The sequence below is a fragment of the Desertivirga brevis genome, assembly GCF_017355835.1.
On record NZ_JAFEWF010000001.1, the window covers coordinates 470,489 to 489,033 of the forward strand.

Here is an 18,545-nt window from a genome sequence, read left to right on the forward strand (position 1 = left end):
ATTCTGTAAAGGAATTATGCGCGGGGCGGCTGAAAGATAGCTCTGCTGGAGTTAAAAGGCTTGCTTTCTGGTTCGAAGAATGAACTTATAGAGACAAATGAAACAGGAACAGAGATGGTATATTCGGGAAAGCTTGATACTTCATGAAAAGTATTGCTTTGCGCTCGTCTTTCCTGGTTCTTTTCTTTCTCTTCCGCTAACTTGATCTTTTTCATCAGGTAACACTTACCGTTACAATGAAGCTGCGGCTTGTCCCGGTTTTCACAAAGTGCAGAAGCGATTAAATGTTTATTCGCAGCGAAACCTGCATAAATAAAAAACCGGCTAAAATTTGCGCTTAGCAGGGTTAATATTAAAATGAAGGCCGTAAGTTTGCGAATCATACTACGGACAAAAGTAACCAGCAATTTATTCTCAAGCAAGGGAAGTTATGACTTTTAATTTTTTGCATCTGTCTACCTATTGCATTGGCCGTGGGATGAAAAGAATGATCACAAACAGAAAAATCACACATAAGAAAAAACAGAATGCATTCAAGTTTTTCATTAGAGGACAAAGTAATAATTGTAACCGGGGCCACAGGGGTATTAGGTCACTCGTTTGTTAACGGACTAGCAGAAGCTGGCGCTATAGTAGGGGTACTGGGGCGTAATGAGGCAGTTGCTAATGAACGGGCAGAAGAGATTCTTAAAAAAGGTGGTAAAGCAATTGCACTTATCGCTGACGTACAGAATGAAGCGCAGTTATTGGCTGCGAGAGATCTGGTATTAAAAACCTACGGTAGAATAGACGGTCTTGTAAATGGCGCAGGTGGGAATCGTCCAGATGGTATCCTCCAGCCTGATGAAAATATTTTTAAGTTGAACGTTGACGGTATGAAAGAAGTAATGGACCTGAATCTTTGGGGTACCTTACTTCCTACGCAGGTTTTTGGAGAATCGCTTACTGAAAATGGTGGTAGCATTGTTAATATTTCTTCAATGTCTGCCCAGCGTGCTTTAAGTAAGGTAATGGGTTACAGCCTTGCAAAGGCGGCTGTTGATGCATACACCCGCTGGTTCGCGGTTGAGCTTGCTAACCGATATCAGGACAAAGTCAGGATGAACGCTATTGCCCCTGGTTTCTTCCTTACCGATCAAAACCGCGCTTTATTGACTAAAGAGGATGGAGGTTATACTCAAAGAGGACAACTTGTTTTAAACCAAACACCATTTAAACGTTTCGGTCATCCTGACGAATTAATTGGAGCATTAATTTGGCTGTTAAGCGATGCTTCTAAATTTGTAACAGGTACAGTTGTCAACGTGGATGGAGGCTTTATAGTGAACAGCGGCGTATAGGTTGATCATTAAGTTTCTAACTTTAGGGCTCGTATAGATTTCAAAGCATACGAGCCTTGCTATTTATGCACAGGAGGCAAAAATAGTTTCAATACAGCCATTCCTTTTCTATTTTTGATGGCTTATGCCAATTACCCAGAGAGTAGCCCTTGAAGGCGTTCGTTTTTTTGCATTTCATGGTTTTTATCCCGAAGAGCAGTTGATAGGAAATGAGTTCATCTTAGATCTTATTACAGAGATGGAGGTCACTGATGATGGAGGGGATGATCTTAAGAATACAGTTAACTATGAGCGGTTATTTGAAATAGCCAAATCTGAAATGAAGCAAACCCGGAAGCTTCTTGAAACGGTAGCACATGGAATACTAAGGCAGGTTATCGTTGAGTTTCCCTTTGTTACTAAAGCGGAAGTCTCAATCCGGAAGATGTGTTTACCCATGGGCGCTGAAATCAAGAACTCTTTGATCCAACTATCATACAGCAAATAATCTTAATCTTCCTGTATAGGTGCAATCCTTTTATTCAGATCCTTCTTTCTTCAGGGGAAATGTAGGTTTATGAATAACTATGGATGACGTGAAGCCGTATACATAATCGGGGAAAAGGGGCGGATATTAGCTTATTCTGTTTATACCAATTATAATCTAACGAAATGGAATTTCAATTTGAATATCATGATCTACTAAGGATACTGATCTCTATAGCATGCGGAAGCATTATTGGCTTTGAGAGAGAGTATAAAAATAAAAATGCCGGGTTCAGAACTTTGATTTTAATATGTTTGGGCTCCACCATTTTCACCATAGTTTCCCAAAGGAGTTCCAATACGAGCGATGACCGGATTGCTGCTAATATTATTACAGGGATAGGTTTTATCGGCGCGGGCGTAATATTCAAGGATGGGCTATCGGTTAAAGGTTTGACAACTGCAGCGGTAATCTGGGTCGTTGCTGCCCTTGGAATGGTAATAGGAACTTTCCATTATTCCCTATCTATCATACTAACCCTAATTGTGCTGGTTATCCTTTCTCTTTTCAATAAGATTGAAATGCTAATAGATTTCCTCCATCACCAAAGGAAATTCAAAGTGATTTTTATCGATGAGAGCATGTCTCATCTTGAGTCGCTGGACAAGGAGGCCGTACAGAGAGGATTGCAGTTCAGGCAGATTCAACTTACCAAATGCAATAATAAGATCCATCTTGTTTTTGAAGTATCAGGACGGAAGAAACTGCTAGCCGACTTTAATCGTTACTTGATTGAATCGCATCACATTGCAGATGTAATGATTTAAATAGGAGAGTACGATATACTACATCAAAACCTCATTTTGAAGAACAAGTTGCACAAGATGAAAGGTTGTTCAATAGCAACTTATCAAGTATTTGCTGAAGCTTTGGATTAGAAGGACGAGGCGCGTTACTGTCTACAATTCTACCATCCGGATCAATCAAAACAAAACGAGGTATGGTGTTAATACCAAAGGCCTGAATAAAGTCTGATCTAAAGTCCCGGTCTGCTATTAGTTGCGTACCAGGGAGGTTCTGTTCCTTAACGAATTGCAACCAACGTTCGCGGTGCGCCTGCATGTCTACTGACACACTAACAAACCTTATGTTTTGATGCTGGTAGCGCTGCTCAATTTCTTTTAAATAAGGCAGTTCTTGCTTACAAGGGCTGCACCAAGTTGCCCATACATCGAGGAATACATAACTTCCCCTAAAGTTACTTAAGGATACAGTATGGTTGGTTTGATCTTTATAACTAAATAAAGGAGCTTCCGAACCGGGACTAACAAGTTTCAATTTATCGTATCTCAACTGGACCAGCTCCCTGTATCCAGGATCTTTTGCTACACTTAAATAATCCTTCAAATACTTATCGTCGTTAATACTTCCACAGATCAATTGTAAAGTATTTTGAAACAATAACTCTTCCTTAATCGGACCATCGGCAAAATCGCGTTGAACAATGTCCCTTTTTAACTCAAATGAACTTTTACTTTTGAAATAGGGCGATTTTACTAACTCTGCAGTGCGCAGGGCATCGAGCCGAACTGAAATGAGGGATTTATAATAGGGAGAGAATGAATACAATTCCCCATTATTCAAGTCAAAATCCTCCCAAACCATGGCCTGAAGTTCTGCAATTTTTTCTAGAGGGAGACGCCGCACATAAATGGCTTTAGCAGCTGGAAGTAAGATTTCTGGCAAATCGCTTCCCGGCTTCAAAGATTGAGCAAGCTTATAATACTCGTCTTCTCTGACTGGGTCGATTCCGTATCTTTTTAGATAATCGTGTATGAAGTATTTAATAGTATAGTCGACATGGTCTTGTTGGGATTTGAAAAATTTGCTGCCGAATCCTTGCTTTGACAACAGAGAAAAAGCCTGATCTTTAAATTGCTTGGTAAGCTGTATAAAATCTTCGGGTTCAATAAGATTGAATTCTTTTTGAAGATGTCCGTTGCTAACAGGGAAAATTTTTTGAATAAGATAATTGATGTTCGCCTGAGCATTATTTTCCAATTCTCCCGGCCCCTGCAGATGAAGTTCGTTCAATTTTCCCTCTAAAACAAGATTCATTCCCGGGCCCAAATACAGTTGAATGTCCTTATCTATCGTGTAATAAGCACTGTCCAACTCTCCGCTAAACACAAAGTTACCTTTAGCATCAAAATACAAAGGCGCTTTCAATTGCTTGCTGTTTTCAAGGAGTACAGTTTTTCCTGCAAATTCAGGAAGCCTACCCTTAAGAAAAACATTTTTCTGAGCATGCACAGCAAAGGGAATACACAGAAGTGAGAGAGTTTTTTTCATTGCGGTTTAAGTACTACATCATATTTTATAAAATTCAGCATTTGTTACTGTATATTTAATTTTAGGTTACATACTGAAGAGTGTGAATAAGGTGTTAAAAAGCGTGGATAAGTGCGCCCTGAATGTGGATAAGTGAACGAATTTAAGAACTAAAGTTTTAAATAACTGAAAATGAGCCTCTATTGATAATAATACAAAAGCAGCCAGACGGATAAATTGTGGAAAAGTGCAGAATATTAAATCAAAATAGTGGAAAAAAAGTTTCCTGGAAAAGAAGTTGGATAAAGAATTCATTACGGGGTTTGTGCCAAAGATTCTGCCATAGTGAGGTTATTGCAGTTTCCGGAAAAAACCAGGCATATACGAGCGCAAAGTCCTATATACCTGATTGATACTTTAAGAATTATCCTCTTTATCTCCTTGATCGGTGCGAGTCACAGGTGGTGAGCCTACCTCTCCGGCCGCTTTATCATCCCCGCCTTGAGGCTTTAACTGCTCTAGCTGGTCTTCATTCTTAGCACCACTCCTTATCGCATTCTTTTCGTCATCGGTAGGCAAATGAGGATCTGGTTTGCCTTTATCAGGTTGCCCTGGAATATTATACTGCTCTCCATCTTGCTTTTTCATACATATCACTTTTCTGCTTCAACAAGCCGCCCTGAGCTTTGTTGAGTTTTTTTTCAGAAGTGCCGTTCTGAAACAATCTTAAAAAAAAGAGGGTTTAGTCTTAACATCACCCATATTAGCAAATGCAGAAAGACACTTTAGCACTAGAGAAAGACCTTGCCATCGAAAAGAAAGAATGGCCAATACTAAGAGCGGGATGGATATTTATGGGATTGATAGTAGCAGGAGGCGCCATGGGTCTATTTGGAGGGGGCTTTTTAAGTCACACAAGAGTAAGCCACGCAGGTCTATCAATACAATACGACAAATTGTTACGGTATTCACTAAGTTCCAAAATAATTATTGAAGCCAACAAGCTCAGTAAAGACTCTTCGATCTTGGTAAATTCTGATTACACAAAAAAGATTAAAATAGAAGAGGTGACACCGGAGCCTGAATCAGTAAAACTAGAGGGTCAAAAGATCAGATACAAGTTTCACTCCCGAAGAAGCGACAATATAGTTTTTTACTTAAAACCCATAGGACGCGGAGAGCAACGATTGTTATTGGAGTTTAACGGCTTCAAACTTGACATTCACCAATTTATTTTTTTCTGATGGAATCCATAGTATTTAGATCTGCATTTATATATGTCGCTGTTTTCCTAATCCTGAGACTAGGCGGCAAAAGAACAGTGGGAGAAATGACCACTTTTGATCTTGTCTTGTTATTGATAATAAGTGAGGCTATTCAACAATCTCTGATAGATGATGATAATTCTATTACTGGTGGCCTCCTTGCCATAACCACACTTGTTTTTATTGATATTATGGTATCCTTGATTTCGAACCGCTTTTCTAAGGTCGATAAAATTTTGAACGGAGTTCCGCTGATTATATTAAAGGATGGCAAACCTTTATTAGAGCGAATAAAGAAATCAAGATTGCAAGTTGAGGACATCCTTGAGGCGGCAAGAAAAATGCAGGGTATAGATTCCCTCGATAAAATAAAATATGCTGTTCTTGAAAAAGACGGTACGATAAGTATTATTCCTATTTAGAAACAAAAAGAAACATGACTTCCACTTTTTTTACAGTATTAATAGACAATAAACCAACAAGATTTGAGAAACAAAGAGTAATAGCTATAGAGCCTTACGAATTTGGGACAAAAATCATATTTGAAGCCTCACATACCGAAGAAGAACCTATAATATACTTCACAAATGAACCATATGACGATGTTTACAAGTCATATCTTGGTTGAAACTTATAGAACATAGGAACATCTTCCTTTTCTCGCGCCGATTGAGACATGAATAACTAAAATCTATACACAAATTCACCTTTTAAAACACAAAAGGAAAACTTTTAAGTAAAAATTGACTTAAAAGAAGCATTTTTTTTAATGCTTTAATCAATTTTAACCCGTTTTTGTTTGTAATTATAAAATAAATTACCACTTTTATTTCTAATTACATTAAACATTAACAAAGTTAAGATGAAAAAAGTATTACCTTTTCTATTATTACTCGTTGTTGTAGCGCTTGGGTTAGCATTTCCTTCGGTCGAAGCCGCAAATGTTGCCGATAGCAAAATCGACACCGGAGACACGGCATGGTTACTGGTGTCAACAGCTCTGGTTTTATTAATGACTCCAGGCCTCGCGTACTTTTATGGTGGAATGGTTCGCAAAAAGAATGTTATTTCGACAATGCTCCAGAGCTTGGTATGTATGGGTCTGATAACAGTCCTATGGGTTGTTTTCGGATTTAGCTTAGCCTTTGGAGATGACATAGGCGGAATAATTGGTAATCCAGGTACGTTTTTCATGATGAAAGGTATGATAGGAAATGCAGTTTGGTCTCTGGCTCCAACTATCCCTTTGGTTTTGTTCGCAATGTTCCAATTAAAGTTTGCGGTTATTACGCCAGCATTAATTACAGGTGCATTTGCAGAGCGTATCAAATTCAATTCTTATCTTATTTTCATAACCTTGTTTATGATCCTTATTTATGCACCTTTAGCTCATGCAACCTGGCATCCTAACGGACTACTGTTCAACCTTGGAGTTCTTGACTTTGCTGGTGGTACAGTAGTGCATATGTCTGCAGGATGGGCTGCACTTGCTTCAGCATTATTCCTTAAGGGCCGGACAAAAGCAGAGCACACGCCTGCAAGGGTAAGTTATGTAATCCTGGGTACTGGCTTGTTATGGTTCGGTTGGTTCGGTTTCAATGCGGGCTCTGCTGTAGGCGCCGGTACTTTGGCTGCTACAGCTCTGGCAACCACAACCACAGCTTCTGCAGCTGCTGCTATGGCCTGGGTATTTTTTGATATGTTCAGGGGCAAAAAGCCATCTGCTATGGGTGCATGTATCGGGGCAGTTGTTGGTTTAGTAGCAATTACACCTGCTGCAGGATTCGTAACGGTATCACATTCTTTAGTAATTGGTATAGTTGCAGCGGTTATAAGTAACCTGGTAGTAATCTGGCGCTCTCGCACCAAAATAGACGACACTCTTGATGTATTTCCTTGTCACGGTGTTGGAGGTATGGTAGGTATGCTAATGACTGGTATTTTTGCCAATCAAACAGTTAACGCCGCAAACACCACAGGTAACGGCTTATTCTATGGTGAAACTAAACTATTTATGGTTCACTTAATGGCGCTTGTTGGAGTTTCAATTTTTGCATTTGTTGGTTCTTATCTTTTATTGTTGATTACCAATGCGATCAGCCCTCTCCGGGTAACATCAGAAGAAGAAGAAATCGGTCTTGACATCAGTCAGCACGACGAAGAATTATAATGGTAAATCGTTCTTTTTATTAAACCCGCCTCATGCGGGTTTTTTTTTGATTTCAGTTCTTTTAATCTTTTGGATGAATATTTATTTAAACCCTTATAAAATAAGGAGAAGACTGGAAATGATGATGGCTTTACTCCTTAGTAACATCAGGGCAGGACATATACAGGTTAAGCTACCCGGCCACCCATACGTAGTGCTCACTTAGAATCCCTTTATCACAAGATCCTTACTCAAATTACATCTTCAAGTCTACATTTACCATAAAACCCTTTTGTTGCTTTTAAATAATTTTCAAACCTTTGGACTTTTATTTACTTAATTGTTGTAATTCAAAAAAGATAGAAATGTCAGAAGCAGCGTTTACTAGAAAAATGACCGCAATGGCGATTATTGGGTCGTCATTATTAGCCTTTTCTTGTTCCAGTTTAAAAGGTGGAAGCACAAGAGAGGCAAGAGCTACAATAAATTCAACGAAGCAAGAGGTACCAGGAAGTGGATCAATAACCTTCGTTCAAAAACAGAATGAGGTTGAGATGAAGTTAGAAATTAATTTCCCTGCAAAAGCGAATAAAACAGTTGCGGTTCATATTCACGAACATGGCGACTGCGGAAATCAAGGGAACGATGCACACGGTCACTGGAACCCAACGAATAGCAAACATGGAAAGTGGGGAAGTGGTGAGTATCATTTGGGAGATATCGGGAATGTGCAGCTGGATGCAGCTGGAAAGGGATCGTTATCGATTAAGACCGATAAATGGTCTGTTGGTACCGGAAATTCTAATGATGTAGCCGGTAGGGGATTGATTGTCCATGATGGAACAGACGATTATGTAACCCAACCAACCGGAAACGCCGGATCAAGAATTGGCTGTGGCGTAATTGAAGTGGCCAAGAAATAACAAGAAAGGGTTCCCATTGGAACCCTTTCTTGTTATCAAATATCGTGTGGGACCTCCTATTAATGCTCTTCAGAATTATCAGCAGGAGGGGGGATTATATTTGCGCTGTTTTCTGGCAAAACAAAGGCCTTATACTGAGGATTATGCAACATATGATTAATATTCAAAAGCTTATTATCAATATCATCCACACAGCGCTTTACTTCAGCAATTAGTTCCTGATCATCTATCAAATCCTCATCGTCAAGCAGCAGGAGCCCTTTGATAGTAGAAACCGGGCTTCTGATCTCGTGCGAAAGGTGAGACGAATACTGTGAAAGCTTTAAGTTCTTGGCCTTTATGTCTTCAGTACGCTCCTCTATGATGCTTTCAAGGTTTTGATTTATCTTATCCAAATTTTCTTTCTGAACAGAAATCTCCTCGTTAAGCTCTCGCATCTTATGCAACGTTTTAGCCTTCTTACGGGATTGAATAACCAGAAGGGCTATAACCACAAAAGACAAAGCTAAAACTATAACAGCTGCAATATATTTGACCCTGTTTGTTTTTTGCTTTTCAAGAAGGATTTCCGTTTGCTTTTGCTTTTCAATAAAGTCAAACTGTTCTTGATGAAGAGAATATTTTTTACTGACTAAATCACGAATAGAAATGCTGTCTTCTTTGTAAACATTCTCCAAGTATTTCAATGCGTCTACAGAATTATTTTTTGATTTAGCTAAGTAATATAATTGCTTCGTGAAGTCTTGTTTAAGTTTAACCTCGCCAACTCTTTCGGATATCGCCAGTCCTTTTTTTATAAAATCTTCAGTCTTGTTATACTTCTTTTGAGCCATATAAATATCAGCCAAATACATGTAGACAGTCGATAGTCGGGGATAATATTGATTTTTGAGGCAAATTTCTTCGCATTCTTCTAAGACCTCTACCGCGGCATTGTATCTTTTTGTCTTCCCATAAAGGAATCCCTTACTAAGGAGAATAATTGAAATACTTAATGTATCTTTCTTCTCTTTAAAGTATTCAAAGCTCTTATTCAAGTAACTTAATGCTGCTTCGTACTTATTGGATTTAGTATAAATATTTGCAACGTTAATGGAACATCCGGCTACTAACTCGTCATTTTTTATCTTTTTAGCAATACTGATACATTTAAGGTAGTATGAAAGCGCCTTTCTTCTATCATAGTTTTTATACCGATTGCCGATGTTATTATACACCATTGCTTCGCCATAAAAATCTTTGTGCTTTTTAAATAGGTTCAAGGCTAGCAAAAACTTAGAAATAGCAGTATCGTCCTCCACAAGAATGGAATACCCAGTTCCCATAACACGATAAGCTTCAGCTTGACCTAATTCAAAATTTATTTTTTCTGCTAACCTGAGAGCTTGATTTGCAGTATAAATAGTTTTCTTTGGATCGATTTGTCTAACTTTTTCTGCATACTTATTTAATTCAACAACTTTCAAACTATCTGTCTTGAAATCTTGTTGGTTAGCAAAAGAAACTGAAAGATTAATAAAATAAAGAAAAAGGAGTAATTTTAATTTCATCTCTTAAACAGGGACAAATTACGAAAATTAATTTATACCACATTATTTATAAATCGTTACGTTAATAAGTTATTTTATCTATTTTTATACTTTATATTGTACATCAAATCTAAACAACATGAAAAAAATTTTATTAGCAGCCGTTATTATTAGCATTGGTTTTGCGGCATGTAAAAAAGACAACGAAGCTCAACCAGAAAAAGTAAAGATTGAGAAGAAAACTATGGATGGTGAAGAAGGTGGAGATGATAGCAAGAGCGGATCTGAAGGCAATGGCGGCGGATGGGGCGGATAATTAATTTTTACAATTAATTACTCCTAATCCGTTCCGGTTATATATTTGTAAAAAACCGGATTCATGCAAGACATTAAAACCTACGTAGAGCAGCACAAACAACGTTTTTTAGACGAATTGTTTGTGCTGCTTCGTTTTCCATCCATAAGTGCCGACCCTAAATACAAAGGGGATGTTCTCAAAACTGCTGACTTTGTAGCAGAGAAGCTAAGGGAAGCAGGTGCAGACAATGTGGAAGTGGCTGCCACTGCAGGCTACCCAATAGTTTACGGCGAAAAGATCATTGATCCTTCTAAACCAACTGTCCTTGTGTATGGACATTATGATGTTCAACCTCCTGATCCTCTTGAATTATGGGAAACACCTCCATTTGAACCCACTATTCGTGGCGAGAAGATCTTTGCTCGTGGAGCTTGCGACGATAAAGGTCAGTTTTACATGCATGTTAAGGCTTTTGAAATAATGCTTCGTACTGAATCTCTTCCTTGTAATATTAAATTTATGATAGAAGGAGAGGAGGAAGTTGGTTCAGACAACTTAGGAAGCTTTGTTGTAGCGAATAAGGAAAGACTTAAGGCAGATGTGGTATTAATATCAGATACTGCTATGATTAGTCTGGACACCCCATCACTGGAAACAGGATTAAGAGGCCTATCTTATCTGGAGGTGGAGGTAACCGGGCCAAACCGCGACCTGCATTCGGGTGTTTACGGAGGAGCCGTAGCTAATCCAGCAACGATTCTTTGTCAGATGATCGCATCCCTGCATGATCAAAATAATCACATACTTATTCCTGGCTTTTATGATGATGTACAAAGTTTAACGGAAGAGGAAAGATTATTATTGAACTCTGCACCATTTGATGAAGAGGAATACAAAAATGATCTTCAGGTTAATGAAGTTTGGGGAGAGCAAGGCTATACAACCATTGAAAGAACTGGAATCAGACCGACATTGGAACTTAATGGAATTTGGGGTGGATACATTGGAGAAGGAGCAAAAACGGTATTGCCATCTAAAGCTAGCGCTAAAATATCTATGCGTCTTGTTCCTAATCAGAAATCGGAGAAAATCACAGAGCTATTCAAGAACCATTTTGAGAGCATTGCACCAAAATCAGTAAAGGTTAAAGTAACACCACATCACGGGGGCGAACCTGTGGTTACTCCAACAGATAGTATTGCATTCCAGGCGGCCCAAAAAGCAATTGAAGAATCATTTGGTAAAAAACCCGTTATAACCAGAGGTGGTGGAAGCATTCCGATAGTTGCATTATTTGAGAAAGAATTGGAGATTAAAACAGTATTGCTAGGCTTTGGACTAGATAGTGACAATCTGCATTCGCCAAACGAGAAATACGATCTCGCTAATTATTACAAGGGAATTGAAACGATACCATTATTTTTCAAACACTTTGCTGATCTAAGCAAATAACTAAACAAAAAATAAAGATACAACAAGCATCTTAATCTTAGGATGCTTGTTGTGTTTAAGGCCTTAATCTCAATTGAGTTCCTAAATATTATTTCAAAACAATAAAACGATTCTTTCTTAAGCCCGAAATCTAAACGACTAGTCCTCGAATGAACCTAAAAAAGAAGAGCTATTTCTAATACCTAAATAGGTAACCATTCAAGGTACAATATAGCGGGAAATAGCTGAAGAACAATTGAAAGGAGGTATAAGAAAAAGTCTAATTAACATAATATCAATTATGACCCAAAATGGAATGAAAGTGCTTTGGTAGTTATGCTTAATTAAAAACCATTTTTATTCAGGGGCGTTTCAAAGTAATATCAAGCTTGAATTTAAACCTATGAAAACTACAACATATCCCGAGAACCATACTAAACAGCTGCAGCGTTTGTTAGGGTTAGTTTCAGACAGTCGTAAGCATTTTCAGGAAGCTATAGAAAAAGTTAAAAATACTGAATTCAAGAATTTCCTCAATCAGTTATTAGTTGAACGAGAAGCTTTACAAATTGAACTTAAAAATCGTATTATAAGATTGGGAGGAAATCCGGATGAAAATAGTTTAGGTTTCTTGTCGAGCCTGGAACGTTCCTGGCAAATTATTAAGGCTAAAGCATCCGGAAGCGGTGATCAGGAAATAATAGAAAGCTGCCGGAACGCAGAACAGACTGTATTGGACGGTTATGACGACGTTTTACAAGGAAGTATTCTTGAAGACGAAGAACTGAAGTATTTTATCACCTCGCAGCGCTTCACGATCAATCAATCTTTTCTCGAACTTGACCAGATGTACTTCAACATGTTTCGATCTGATAACACAATGGACGGCCTATGAGATCAATATGGAAAGGTTCTATCGGCTTTGGGTTAGTTAATATCCCAATTAAATTATATTCGGCTGTTCAAAGCAGCTCATTAGGCCTTGATATGCTAGATAGCCGGGATCATTCGAGAATCCGCTACCAGCGAATCAATGAGAAAACAAGAAAAGAAGTTCCTTACGATCAAATTGTTAAAGGATATCCTTACAACGAAGGATATGTGATTTTGGAAGATAAGGACTTTGATGAGGCTGCGCCAGAGAAAAGCAAAATGATCGAGATCGAAAATTTTGTTAATATGGACGAGGTCAATCCTATATACTACGAAACAGCCTACTATGCAGAGCCAGAAACTCAAGGGAGAAAGGCCTATGCATTGTTACACAAAGCATTACAAAAATCAAAAAAAGCTGGCCTTGGGCGTTTCGTTCTTCGCACCAGTGAAAACCTGTGTATCCTCCACCCTCTTGAAAAAGTTATTGTCATTTCCAAGATCCGCTTTGCAGAAGAAGTTCGTTCATCTGAAGAGATATTAACACCTGATAACGTAGAGGTTAGCAAAAAGGAATTAGATATGGGACTAGCTCTGATCAACCAATACAGTGCTAAGTTGGAAATCGAAAAGTTCAAGGACGAATATCACCATGAGCTGCTTCGAATTATAGAATTGAAAGCAAAAGGAAAACAACCTACAATTAAGAAACTAAAACCTAAAAAAGCATCTGATGATAATTTATATGAAATGCTGATGCAAAGCCTTGACACATCCCGGAAAGGAGCTTAAATGGGATTAAAAGAATATAAAAAGAAAAGGAATTTTAATGAAACAGCAGAGCCAGACAGTGGCGAAAAATCGTCGACAGACGCACTTAAATTTGTAGTCCAAAGACATCATGCCTCACGCCTTCATTACGACTTCAGGCTTGAATTAGAAGGCGTTCTTAAAAGCTGGGCTGTTCCAAAAGGCCCATCCCTTAACCCAAAAGACAAACGTCTTGCAATGATGGTTGAGGATCACCCCTACGATTACCGGACATTTGAAGGTGTAATTCCTGAAGGAAATTACGGTGCTGGAGTAGTAAGTATTTTTGACGAAGGAACATACGAAGGCTTGGATGGACCAGGGGAAGCCGAACTAAAAAAAGGCCTTTATAGTGGAAATTTAAAATTCAGGCTTCATGGGAAAATCCTCAAAGGCGAGTTCGCCCTGGTAAAGCTTAAAAGTAGTGAAGAAAATTCCTGGCTCTTGATTAAGCATAAAGATGAGTTTGCAGTGGCCGAAAAGTTCGATGCTGAAGATTTGATTTCAGAGCGGGAGAAAAAACGTGGTGAGGACCGGAAGAAGCTCGCCAAAGTTGCGAAAACAAAGACCCGACCTAAGGCAGAAACCGAAAAAGAAACATCTGAAGAAAAACTTGATATAGAAAGCTTCAAACCAATGTTAGCTAAACTTGAAGGAGATGTTTTTGATGACAAAAACTGGATATACGAAAAGAAACTGGATGGCTATAGGATCATTGCTTCAACAGGTAAAACAGTAAGATTACTTTCAAGAAACGGACTTGACTATACCACGAAATATAAGCTTATTTCAAAAGCCCTTGCGAATATTAAGGACGAAGCTATTATAGATGGGGAGCTTGTAGTTGAGGATAAAAGTGGAAAAGCATTATTTCAAAAGTTGCAGAATTACGATCCGAATGACAAAGGCACCCAACTGAAGTTTTACGCTTTTGACCTGCTTGCATTAAACGGACACGATATAAGGCAATTGGACCTTATCAAGCGAAAGGAACTACTTGCGGCTTTATTAAAAAAAGGACCAAAAAGCTCTGTGACCTTCAGTGAGCACGTTTCGGGTAAAGGCAAGAAACTATTTGCAGAAGCAGTGGAAAACAGCTGGGAAGGGATCATTGCCAAAGATGGCTCAAGTAATTATGAAAGCGATAAGCGATCGGGCAAATGGCTAAAGTTTAAGGTTCAGAACTCACAGGAAGCCCTAATAATCGGTTTCACCAAACCACAGGGTAGCAGAATGTATTTTGGATCACTTGTTTTGGGAATGATTGATAATGGAGAGTTAAGGTATATTGGAAACGTGGGTACTGGATTCAATGAAGAAAGTTTAAAGTCTTTACACAGCAAAATGCTACCGCTTAAAGTTGAAGATAAGCCGGTACGGGTGAAAGTTAAACAAGAGAAAAGCGTAACCTGGATTAAGCCGGATATGATTTGCGAAGTGACTTTCTCCGAATGGACTGACGATAATGTGCTAAGGCATCCTGTTTTTAAGGGATTAAGGGAGGATAAAAACCCTACGGAGGTTGTTCCCGAACCAGAGGGTAAAAGTGAATTAAGCACCCCTCCTTCTGCAGAGGAAAAAACTGCTAAAGTTATGGAAACAAAAACTGTAAATGAGAAGGAAGATACGTTTGGAAAGAAGGTGGTTAAACTAACTAACCTCAACAAAATTTACTGGCCTGAGGAAGGCATTACCAAAGGCGATTTGATAGAGTATTATAGAGATATCAATGACTATATACTTCCCTATTTAAAAGATCGCCCCTTATCATTAAACAGACATCCCAATGGCATTAATGGAAGCAGCTTTTTCCAGAAGGACCTGGATACAGATCAAATTCCTTCCTGGATAAAATCCCAACCCATTCATTCTGAAAGTAATGATAAGGATATTGACTACCTGATCTGTAATGATCTTCCTACCCTATTATGGATGGCAAACTTGGGCTGCATAGAAATTAATCCTTGGCTTAGCACTTTTAAAAAGCCTGAACATCCTGTATTTGCAGTTATGGACCTGGATCCTAATGATGTCGATGACTTTGCTGAAGTGGTACGCGTTGCCCTGACTACTAAAGAAATACTGGATCAGATGAAAGTACGATCCTTCATCAAAACTTCCGGATCGAGAGGTTTACACATATTTATTCATGTAGGAGCTAAATATGACTACGATATAATTAAGAACTTCGTTCAGTACCTGGGCAAGATGATATTGGAGCAACACCCTGATACAACGAGCCTTGAAAGGAGTCCGTCTAAGCGCAAAAAGAAAATTTACCTCGATTTTTTACAGAACAGACGCGGACAGACTATCGCTGCTCCGTATTCTGTAAGGCCAAAACCCGGAGCTACAGTTTCTACTCCATTGTCATGGGATGAAGTAAATGAGAACCTTAATATAAAATCATTTACTATCTTCAATACCCTGGATAGAATCAAGGAGAAAGGAGACCTATGGCAGGATATAACGAAAGAATCGACGGATCTTAAAGCAGCACTGGAAAGTCTGAATGAATAAAACAATAAAACAGGCAAAGAAGATGTTTCTTCAATGCCTGCCTTTTGCCAGGTTTATTTCTTACCAACTATCACTTTCTCGAAGGAATCGAAATTGAGATAGAAGTTTGCCAACTCAAGAAGCTTGTCTGAGTTGATTGATTTTACTGTTTGTATGTAATTGGAATAATAGTCATAGTCGAGGCCTGAGAAATAGATATTTTTGAACTTATCTGCATGTGAAAACGCATTTTCCAGACCTCCCAGAAAAGAACCTAACATATAGTTTTTAACTAATGCTAACTCTTCTTCAGGTATACGTTCAGTTCGAAGCAAGTCTACCTCCTTTTTAATTTCGTCCACTGCTGAAGTACATACGTTGGCTCCTACTTCTGAGGCAATGAAGAAGTACCCAGAATTTTTAAAGGATACGAGTGCCGATCCAATTCCATAGGTGTAGCCTTTATCCTCACGAATATTAGCCATTAAACGAGATCCGAAATATCCGCCAAGAACAGTATTTAAAACTTGCAGAGCAGCAAAATCAGGGTGGTTTCTGTTAACACACAGATTACCAATCCTTATTGCCGACTGCAAAGCACCTTCCCTCTCATAATAATGCTCTGATCCATTTCTGACCGGGAAACTAAAGGAATTCTGTGTTAAGCTTACACCCTTATCCCAACCTCTTCCAAAATGATTGTTAATTGAAGCTATGGTAGAGTCGTTTACTTGTCCAGATACAACTATAGTACAGTTATCCGGACGATAAGCAAGATTAAAATATTCGACAAGTTGATCCCGGGTCAATTTATCATAATCCTCAGATGAAGAACTAAAGCCATAAATAGTGTTGCCAAATAGAGCCCTATTAAAGATCCGGCGACTTAAAAAGTCATTCTTCTCAAGGTTTATACTAAGCTTTTGCTTTTGATTCCTTATAAATGTTGAAAGCTCCTCCTCTGGGAAAACTGAGTCAGTAATGACCTGCTTAACTACCGGAAGGGTAGATTCAAGGTGCTTGGTTAAAGTATAAAGGGTAACAACAGACTGGTCGTAATTATAATCAGTTTGAAGAAAAGCACCGTAATAATCTATTTCTTCTGCTATTTCGTGTGACCTGAGTGTGCTTGTTCCCTCAACAAGCATGGAATTTACTACATATGCCTGAAGGGGCTTAGATGGTTCCCAGTTTACGTTATTAAATATAAGTTCTATGCGTACGAGGTCCTGAGAACCAGCATTGATTGAGAATAAATTTATGCCATTATCAAGACTATATTCCTCTGCTTTTATAAGATCTATGTTTTCAACCTGTCTGAATGCAGGCGCCAGTGTTCTTTCTATCATTAATTAGCCAGATATAGAAGGGTTGAAGAATTTTGTTTGGTGAATACTTTTACCGCCTGATTTTGCAGATCCTGCTGACTAACCAAAAGGTATTTTTGAGTTTCGTTGTTTAGTTCTGCTGCATTTCCCATTAGTTCAAAGAATGCAAGGTTCATCGCTTTATCCAATAAACTCATTTCGGCAAAGACCATTGTAGACTCCACCTTATTCTTTACTTTAGTTAGTTCCCGTTCAGGGATCAGTTCTCTTTTCAAAATATCTAATTCGTTCCAGATCGCTGCTTCTGCTAATTGAGGGTCTATTCCCTCTGTCAACTTTCCTTCGATAATAAACAAACCGGGATCAGAGCTTGAGGTAATATAAGCACTAATCTCAGAAAAAAGCTTTTGCTCCTTAACCAGGCTCATGTATAACCTAGACGCATTTCCTCTGGATAGTATATCTGAGATCAGGTCGCATTCGTAATAGCCATTTTCCTGTCTGCCAGGCATATGAAAAGCCATGTAAATAGCATTTAATGGTACATCCGCCTTTACAATTTCCCTTCTGGCTTCTAGTTGTACTGGCTCTTTAGGTAAATCACGGAGAGGCTTCTCTCCTCTTGGAATTGAACCGAACCATTTTTCAGCCAATTCTTTTACCTCGGCAGTGTAAACAGATCCACCTACCACTAAAATAGCATTGGAAGGATTGTAATGTCTGGCAAAAAAACCTCTCACATCTTCTATGGTCGCGTCTTCTATATGAGATAATTCTTTTCCTATAGTAGCCCAGCGGTATGGGTGTTCTTTATAAGCTAGCGGTCTCAATTTCAACCAGACATCTCCGTATGGCTGATTCAGGTATCTTTGCTTAAATTCCTCACAGACAACGTTTTTCTGGACTTCCAAACTTTTCTCAGAAAAGGCCAAACTCAGCATCCTGTCACTCTCCAGCCAAAAGGCCGTTTCGAGGTTTGCAGCTGGAAGAGTAATATAATAATTAGTAATGTCGTTGCTCGTGAATGCATTATTCTCTCCCCCGACGCGCTGAAGAGGTTCATCATATGAAGGAATATTAATAGATCCTCCAAACATTAAATGCTCGAAAAGATGTGCGAAGCCTGTTTTATCCGGATCTTCATCTCTGGCACCCACATCGTATAATACATTAACAACAGCCATTGGATTAGTAAAGTCTTCGTGTACCAATACCTTTAGTCCGTTGCTTAAAACAAATCGATTGAAATCTACCATTTTTTCAAAGTATAAATTCAAAGTGAAAAACCAAAATAATGACGTGA

The 18,545-nt window shown here is 38.6% G+C and carries 18 protein-coding genes; 12 read left to right on the forward strand and 6 right to left on the reverse strand.

Translation table 11 applies throughout. The annotated features are described in order from the left end of the window. Positions 1-14: 14 nt before the first annotated feature. A complete protein-coding gene (locus J4N25_RS02000; RefSeq protein ID WP_207420466.1) occupies positions 15-383 on the reverse strand; it encodes a hypothetical protein in 369 nt (122 codons plus the stop codon). A gap of 144 nt (positions 384-527) precedes the next feature. Between J4N25_RS02000 and J4N25_RS02005 the strand changes: the two genes are divergently transcribed. The 3 genes from J4N25_RS02005 to J4N25_RS02015 all read left to right on the forward strand — a co-directional run bounded on the left by J4N25_RS02005 (position 528) and on the right by J4N25_RS02015 (position 2,633). Next, complete coding sequence (locus tag J4N25_RS02005; protein ID WP_207420467.1) at positions 528-1,340, forward strand: SDR family oxidoreductase; 813 nt, start codon at positions 528-530, stop codon at positions 1,338-1,340. Between the two features lie 124 nt (positions 1,341-1,464). Further along, positions 1,465-1,827 (forward strand): dihydroneopterin aldolase, encoded by a 363-nt coding sequence (gene folB / locus J4N25_RS02010; RefSeq protein WP_207420468.1) that lies wholly within the window; start codon positions 1,465-1,467, stop codon positions 1,825-1,827. Between the two features lie 164 nt (positions 1,828-1,991). Then, a complete protein-coding gene (locus J4N25_RS02015) occupies positions 1,992-2,633 on the forward strand; it encodes an MgtC/SapB family protein (RefSeq protein WP_207420469.1) in 642 nt (213 codons plus the stop codon). A 31-nt stretch (positions 2,634-2,664) separates the two neighbouring features. On the opposite strand, the gene J4N25_RS02020 is transcribed toward J4N25_RS02015, so the two are convergent. Both J4N25_RS02020 and J4N25_RS02025 read right to left on the reverse strand, forming a co-directional pair. Then, on the reverse strand, positions 2,665-4,158 hold the full coding sequence (locus J4N25_RS02020; protein ID WP_207420470.1) for a TlpA family protein disulfide reductase: 1,494 nt from the start codon (positions 4,156-4,158) through the stop codon (positions 2,665-2,667). Between the two features lie 396 nt (positions 4,159-4,554). Beyond that, positions 4,555-4,785, reverse strand: a complete 231-nt coding sequence (locus J4N25_RS02025) for a hypothetical protein (protein ID WP_207420471.1) — start codon at positions 4,783-4,785, stop codon at positions 4,555-4,557. A 122-nt stretch (positions 4,786-4,907) separates the two neighbouring features. Between J4N25_RS02025 and J4N25_RS02030 the strand changes: the two genes are divergently transcribed. The 4 genes from J4N25_RS02030 (at position 4,908) to J4N25_RS02045 (ending at position 8,474) form a co-directional block, all read left to right on the forward strand. Continuing rightward, complete coding sequence (locus tag J4N25_RS02030) at positions 4,908-5,381, forward strand: hypothetical protein (RefSeq protein WP_207420472.1); 474 nt, start codon at positions 4,908-4,910, stop codon at positions 5,379-5,381. Next, positions 5,381-5,824, forward strand: coding sequence for a DUF421 domain-containing protein (locus J4N25_RS02035; protein ID WP_207420473.1), 444 nt, complete (start codon positions 5,381-5,383; stop codon positions 5,822-5,824). Before J4N25_RS02030 ends, J4N25_RS02035 begins: the two co-directional genes overlap by 1 nt. A gap of 440 nt (positions 5,825-6,264) precedes the next feature. Then, the gene (locus J4N25_RS02040; protein ID WP_207420474.1) at positions 6,265-7,572 is read left to right on the forward strand and encodes an ammonium transporter; all 1,308 of its coding nucleotides are present in this window, start codon (positions 6,265-6,267) and stop codon (positions 7,570-7,572) included. 344 nt (positions 7,573-7,916) lie between these two features. Next, positions 7,917-8,474, forward strand: a complete 558-nt coding sequence (locus tag J4N25_RS02045; RefSeq protein WP_242695756.1) for a superoxide dismutase family protein — start codon at positions 7,917-7,919, stop codon at positions 8,472-8,474. A 59-nt stretch (positions 8,475-8,533) separates the two neighbouring features. Here the strand turns inward: J4N25_RS02045 and J4N25_RS02050 are convergent, their stop codons facing one another. Further along, positions 8,534-10,024: a tetratricopeptide repeat protein gene (locus tag J4N25_RS02050; RefSeq protein ID WP_207420475.1), complete on the reverse strand. Its 1,491-nt coding sequence runs from the start codon at positions 10,022-10,024 to the stop codon at positions 8,534-8,536. 118 nt (positions 10,025-10,142) lie between these two features. On the opposite strand from J4N25_RS02050, the gene J4N25_RS02055 reads away from it, so the two are divergent. The 5 genes from J4N25_RS02055 to ligD all read left to right on the forward strand — a co-directional run bounded on the left by J4N25_RS02055 (position 10,143) and on the right by ligD (position 15,935). Beyond that, positions 10,143-10,319 carry a hypothetical protein gene (locus J4N25_RS02055; protein ID WP_207420476.1) on the forward strand — a complete coding sequence of 59 codons (177 nt, stop codon included), beginning with the start codon at positions 10,143-10,145 and terminating at the stop codon, positions 10,317-10,319. Between the two features lie 63 nt (positions 10,320-10,382). Beyond that, positions 10,383-11,753: a dipeptidase gene (locus tag J4N25_RS02060; protein ID WP_207420477.1), complete on the forward strand. Its 1,371-nt coding sequence runs from the start codon at positions 10,383-10,385 to the stop codon at positions 11,751-11,753. A gap of 382 nt (positions 11,754-12,135) precedes the next feature. Further along, positions 12,136-12,627, forward strand: coding sequence for a PA2169 family four-helix-bundle protein (locus J4N25_RS02065; protein WP_207420478.1), 492 nt, complete (start codon positions 12,136-12,138; stop codon positions 12,625-12,627). Beyond that, positions 12,624-13,397 carry a non-homologous end joining protein Ku gene (gene ku, locus J4N25_RS02070; protein ID WP_207420479.1) on the forward strand — a complete coding sequence of 258 codons (774 nt, stop codon included), beginning with the start codon at positions 12,624-12,626 and terminating at the stop codon, positions 13,395-13,397. The genes J4N25_RS02065 and ku overlap by 4 nt, the downstream gene beginning before the upstream one ends. Further along, a complete protein-coding gene (ligD, locus tag J4N25_RS02075) occupies positions 13,398-15,935 on the forward strand; it encodes a DNA ligase D (protein WP_207420480.1) in 2,538 nt (845 codons plus the stop codon). 53 nt (positions 15,936-15,988) lie between these two features. Here ligD and J4N25_RS02080 read toward each other — a convergent pair whose 3' ends face one another. Beyond that, a complete protein-coding gene (locus tag J4N25_RS02080) occupies positions 15,989-17,263 on the reverse strand; it encodes a M16 family metallopeptidase (protein WP_207420481.1) in 1,275 nt (424 codons plus the stop codon). Then, complete coding sequence (locus tag J4N25_RS02085; RefSeq protein ID WP_207420482.1) at positions 17,263-18,498, reverse strand: M16 family metallopeptidase; 1,236 nt, start codon at positions 18,496-18,498, stop codon at positions 17,263-17,265. Before J4N25_RS02085 ends, J4N25_RS02080 begins: the two co-directional genes overlap by 1 nt. Positions 18,499-18,545 lie beyond the last annotated feature (47 nt).

Excerpts from the sequence above, each read along its gene's own strand:
- J4N25_RS02025 (WP_207420471.1), bottom strand. The coding sequence starts at position 4,785 with ATGAAAAAGCAAGATGGAGAGCAGTATAATATTCCAGGGCAACCTGAT.
- J4N25_RS02000 (WP_207420466.1), bottom strand. The coding sequence starts at position 383 with ATGATTCGCAAACTTACGGCCTTCATTTTAATATTAACCCTGCTAAGC.
- J4N25_RS02060 (WP_207420477.1), top strand. The coding sequence starts at position 10,383 with ATGCAAGACATTAAAACCTACGTAGAGCAGCACAAACAACGTTTTTTA.
- J4N25_RS02020 (WP_207420470.1), bottom strand. The coding sequence starts at position 4,158 with ATGAAAAAAACTCTCTCACTTCTGTGTATTCCCTTTGCTGTGCATGCT.
- ligD (WP_207420480.1), top strand. The coding sequence starts at position 13,398 with ATGGGATTAAAAGAATATAAAAAGAAAAGGAATTTTAATGAAACAGCA.
- J4N25_RS02065 (WP_207420478.1), top strand. The coding sequence starts at position 12,136 with ATGAAAACTACAACATATCCCGAGAACCATACTAAACAGCTGCAGCGT.
- J4N25_RS02055 (WP_207420476.1), top strand. The coding sequence starts at position 10,143 with ATGAAAAAAATTTTATTAGCAGCCGTTATTATTAGCATTGGTTTTGCG.
- J4N25_RS02050 (WP_207420475.1), bottom strand. The coding sequence starts at position 10,024 with ATGAAATTAAAATTACTCCTTTTTCTTTATTTTATTAATCTTTCAGTT.
- J4N25_RS02085 (WP_207420482.1), bottom strand. The coding sequence starts at position 18,498 with ATGGTAGATTTCAATCGATTTGTTTTAAGCAACGGACTAAAGGTATTG.
- J4N25_RS02035 (WP_207420473.1), top strand. The coding sequence starts at position 5,381 with ATGGAATCCATAGTATTTAGATCTGCATTTATATATGTCGCTGTTTTC.
- ku (WP_207420479.1), top strand. The coding sequence starts at position 12,624 with ATGAGATCAATATGGAAAGGTTCTATCGGCTTTGGGTTAGTTAATATC.
- J4N25_RS02015 (WP_207420469.1), top strand. The coding sequence starts at position 1,992 with ATGGAATTTCAATTTGAATATCATGATCTACTAAGGATACTGATCTCT.
- J4N25_RS02080 (WP_207420481.1), bottom strand. The coding sequence starts at position 17,263 with ATGATAGAAAGAACACTGGCGCCTGCATTCAGACAGGTTGAAAACATA.
- J4N25_RS02045 (WP_242695756.1), top strand. The coding sequence starts at position 7,917 with ATGTCAGAAGCAGCGTTTACTAGAAAAATGACCGCAATGGCGATTATT.
- J4N25_RS02005 (WP_207420467.1), top strand. The coding sequence starts at position 528 with ATGCATTCAAGTTTTTCATTAGAGGACAAAGTAATAATTGTAACCGGG.
- folB (WP_207420468.1), top strand. The coding sequence starts at position 1,465 with ATGCCAATTACCCAGAGAGTAGCCCTTGAAGGCGTTCGTTTTTTTGCA.
- J4N25_RS02030 (WP_207420472.1), top strand. The coding sequence starts at position 4,908 with ATGCAGAAAGACACTTTAGCACTAGAGAAAGACCTTGCCATCGAAAAG.
- J4N25_RS02040 (WP_207420474.1), top strand. The coding sequence starts at position 6,265 with ATGAAAAAAGTATTACCTTTTCTATTATTACTCGTTGTTGTAGCGCTT.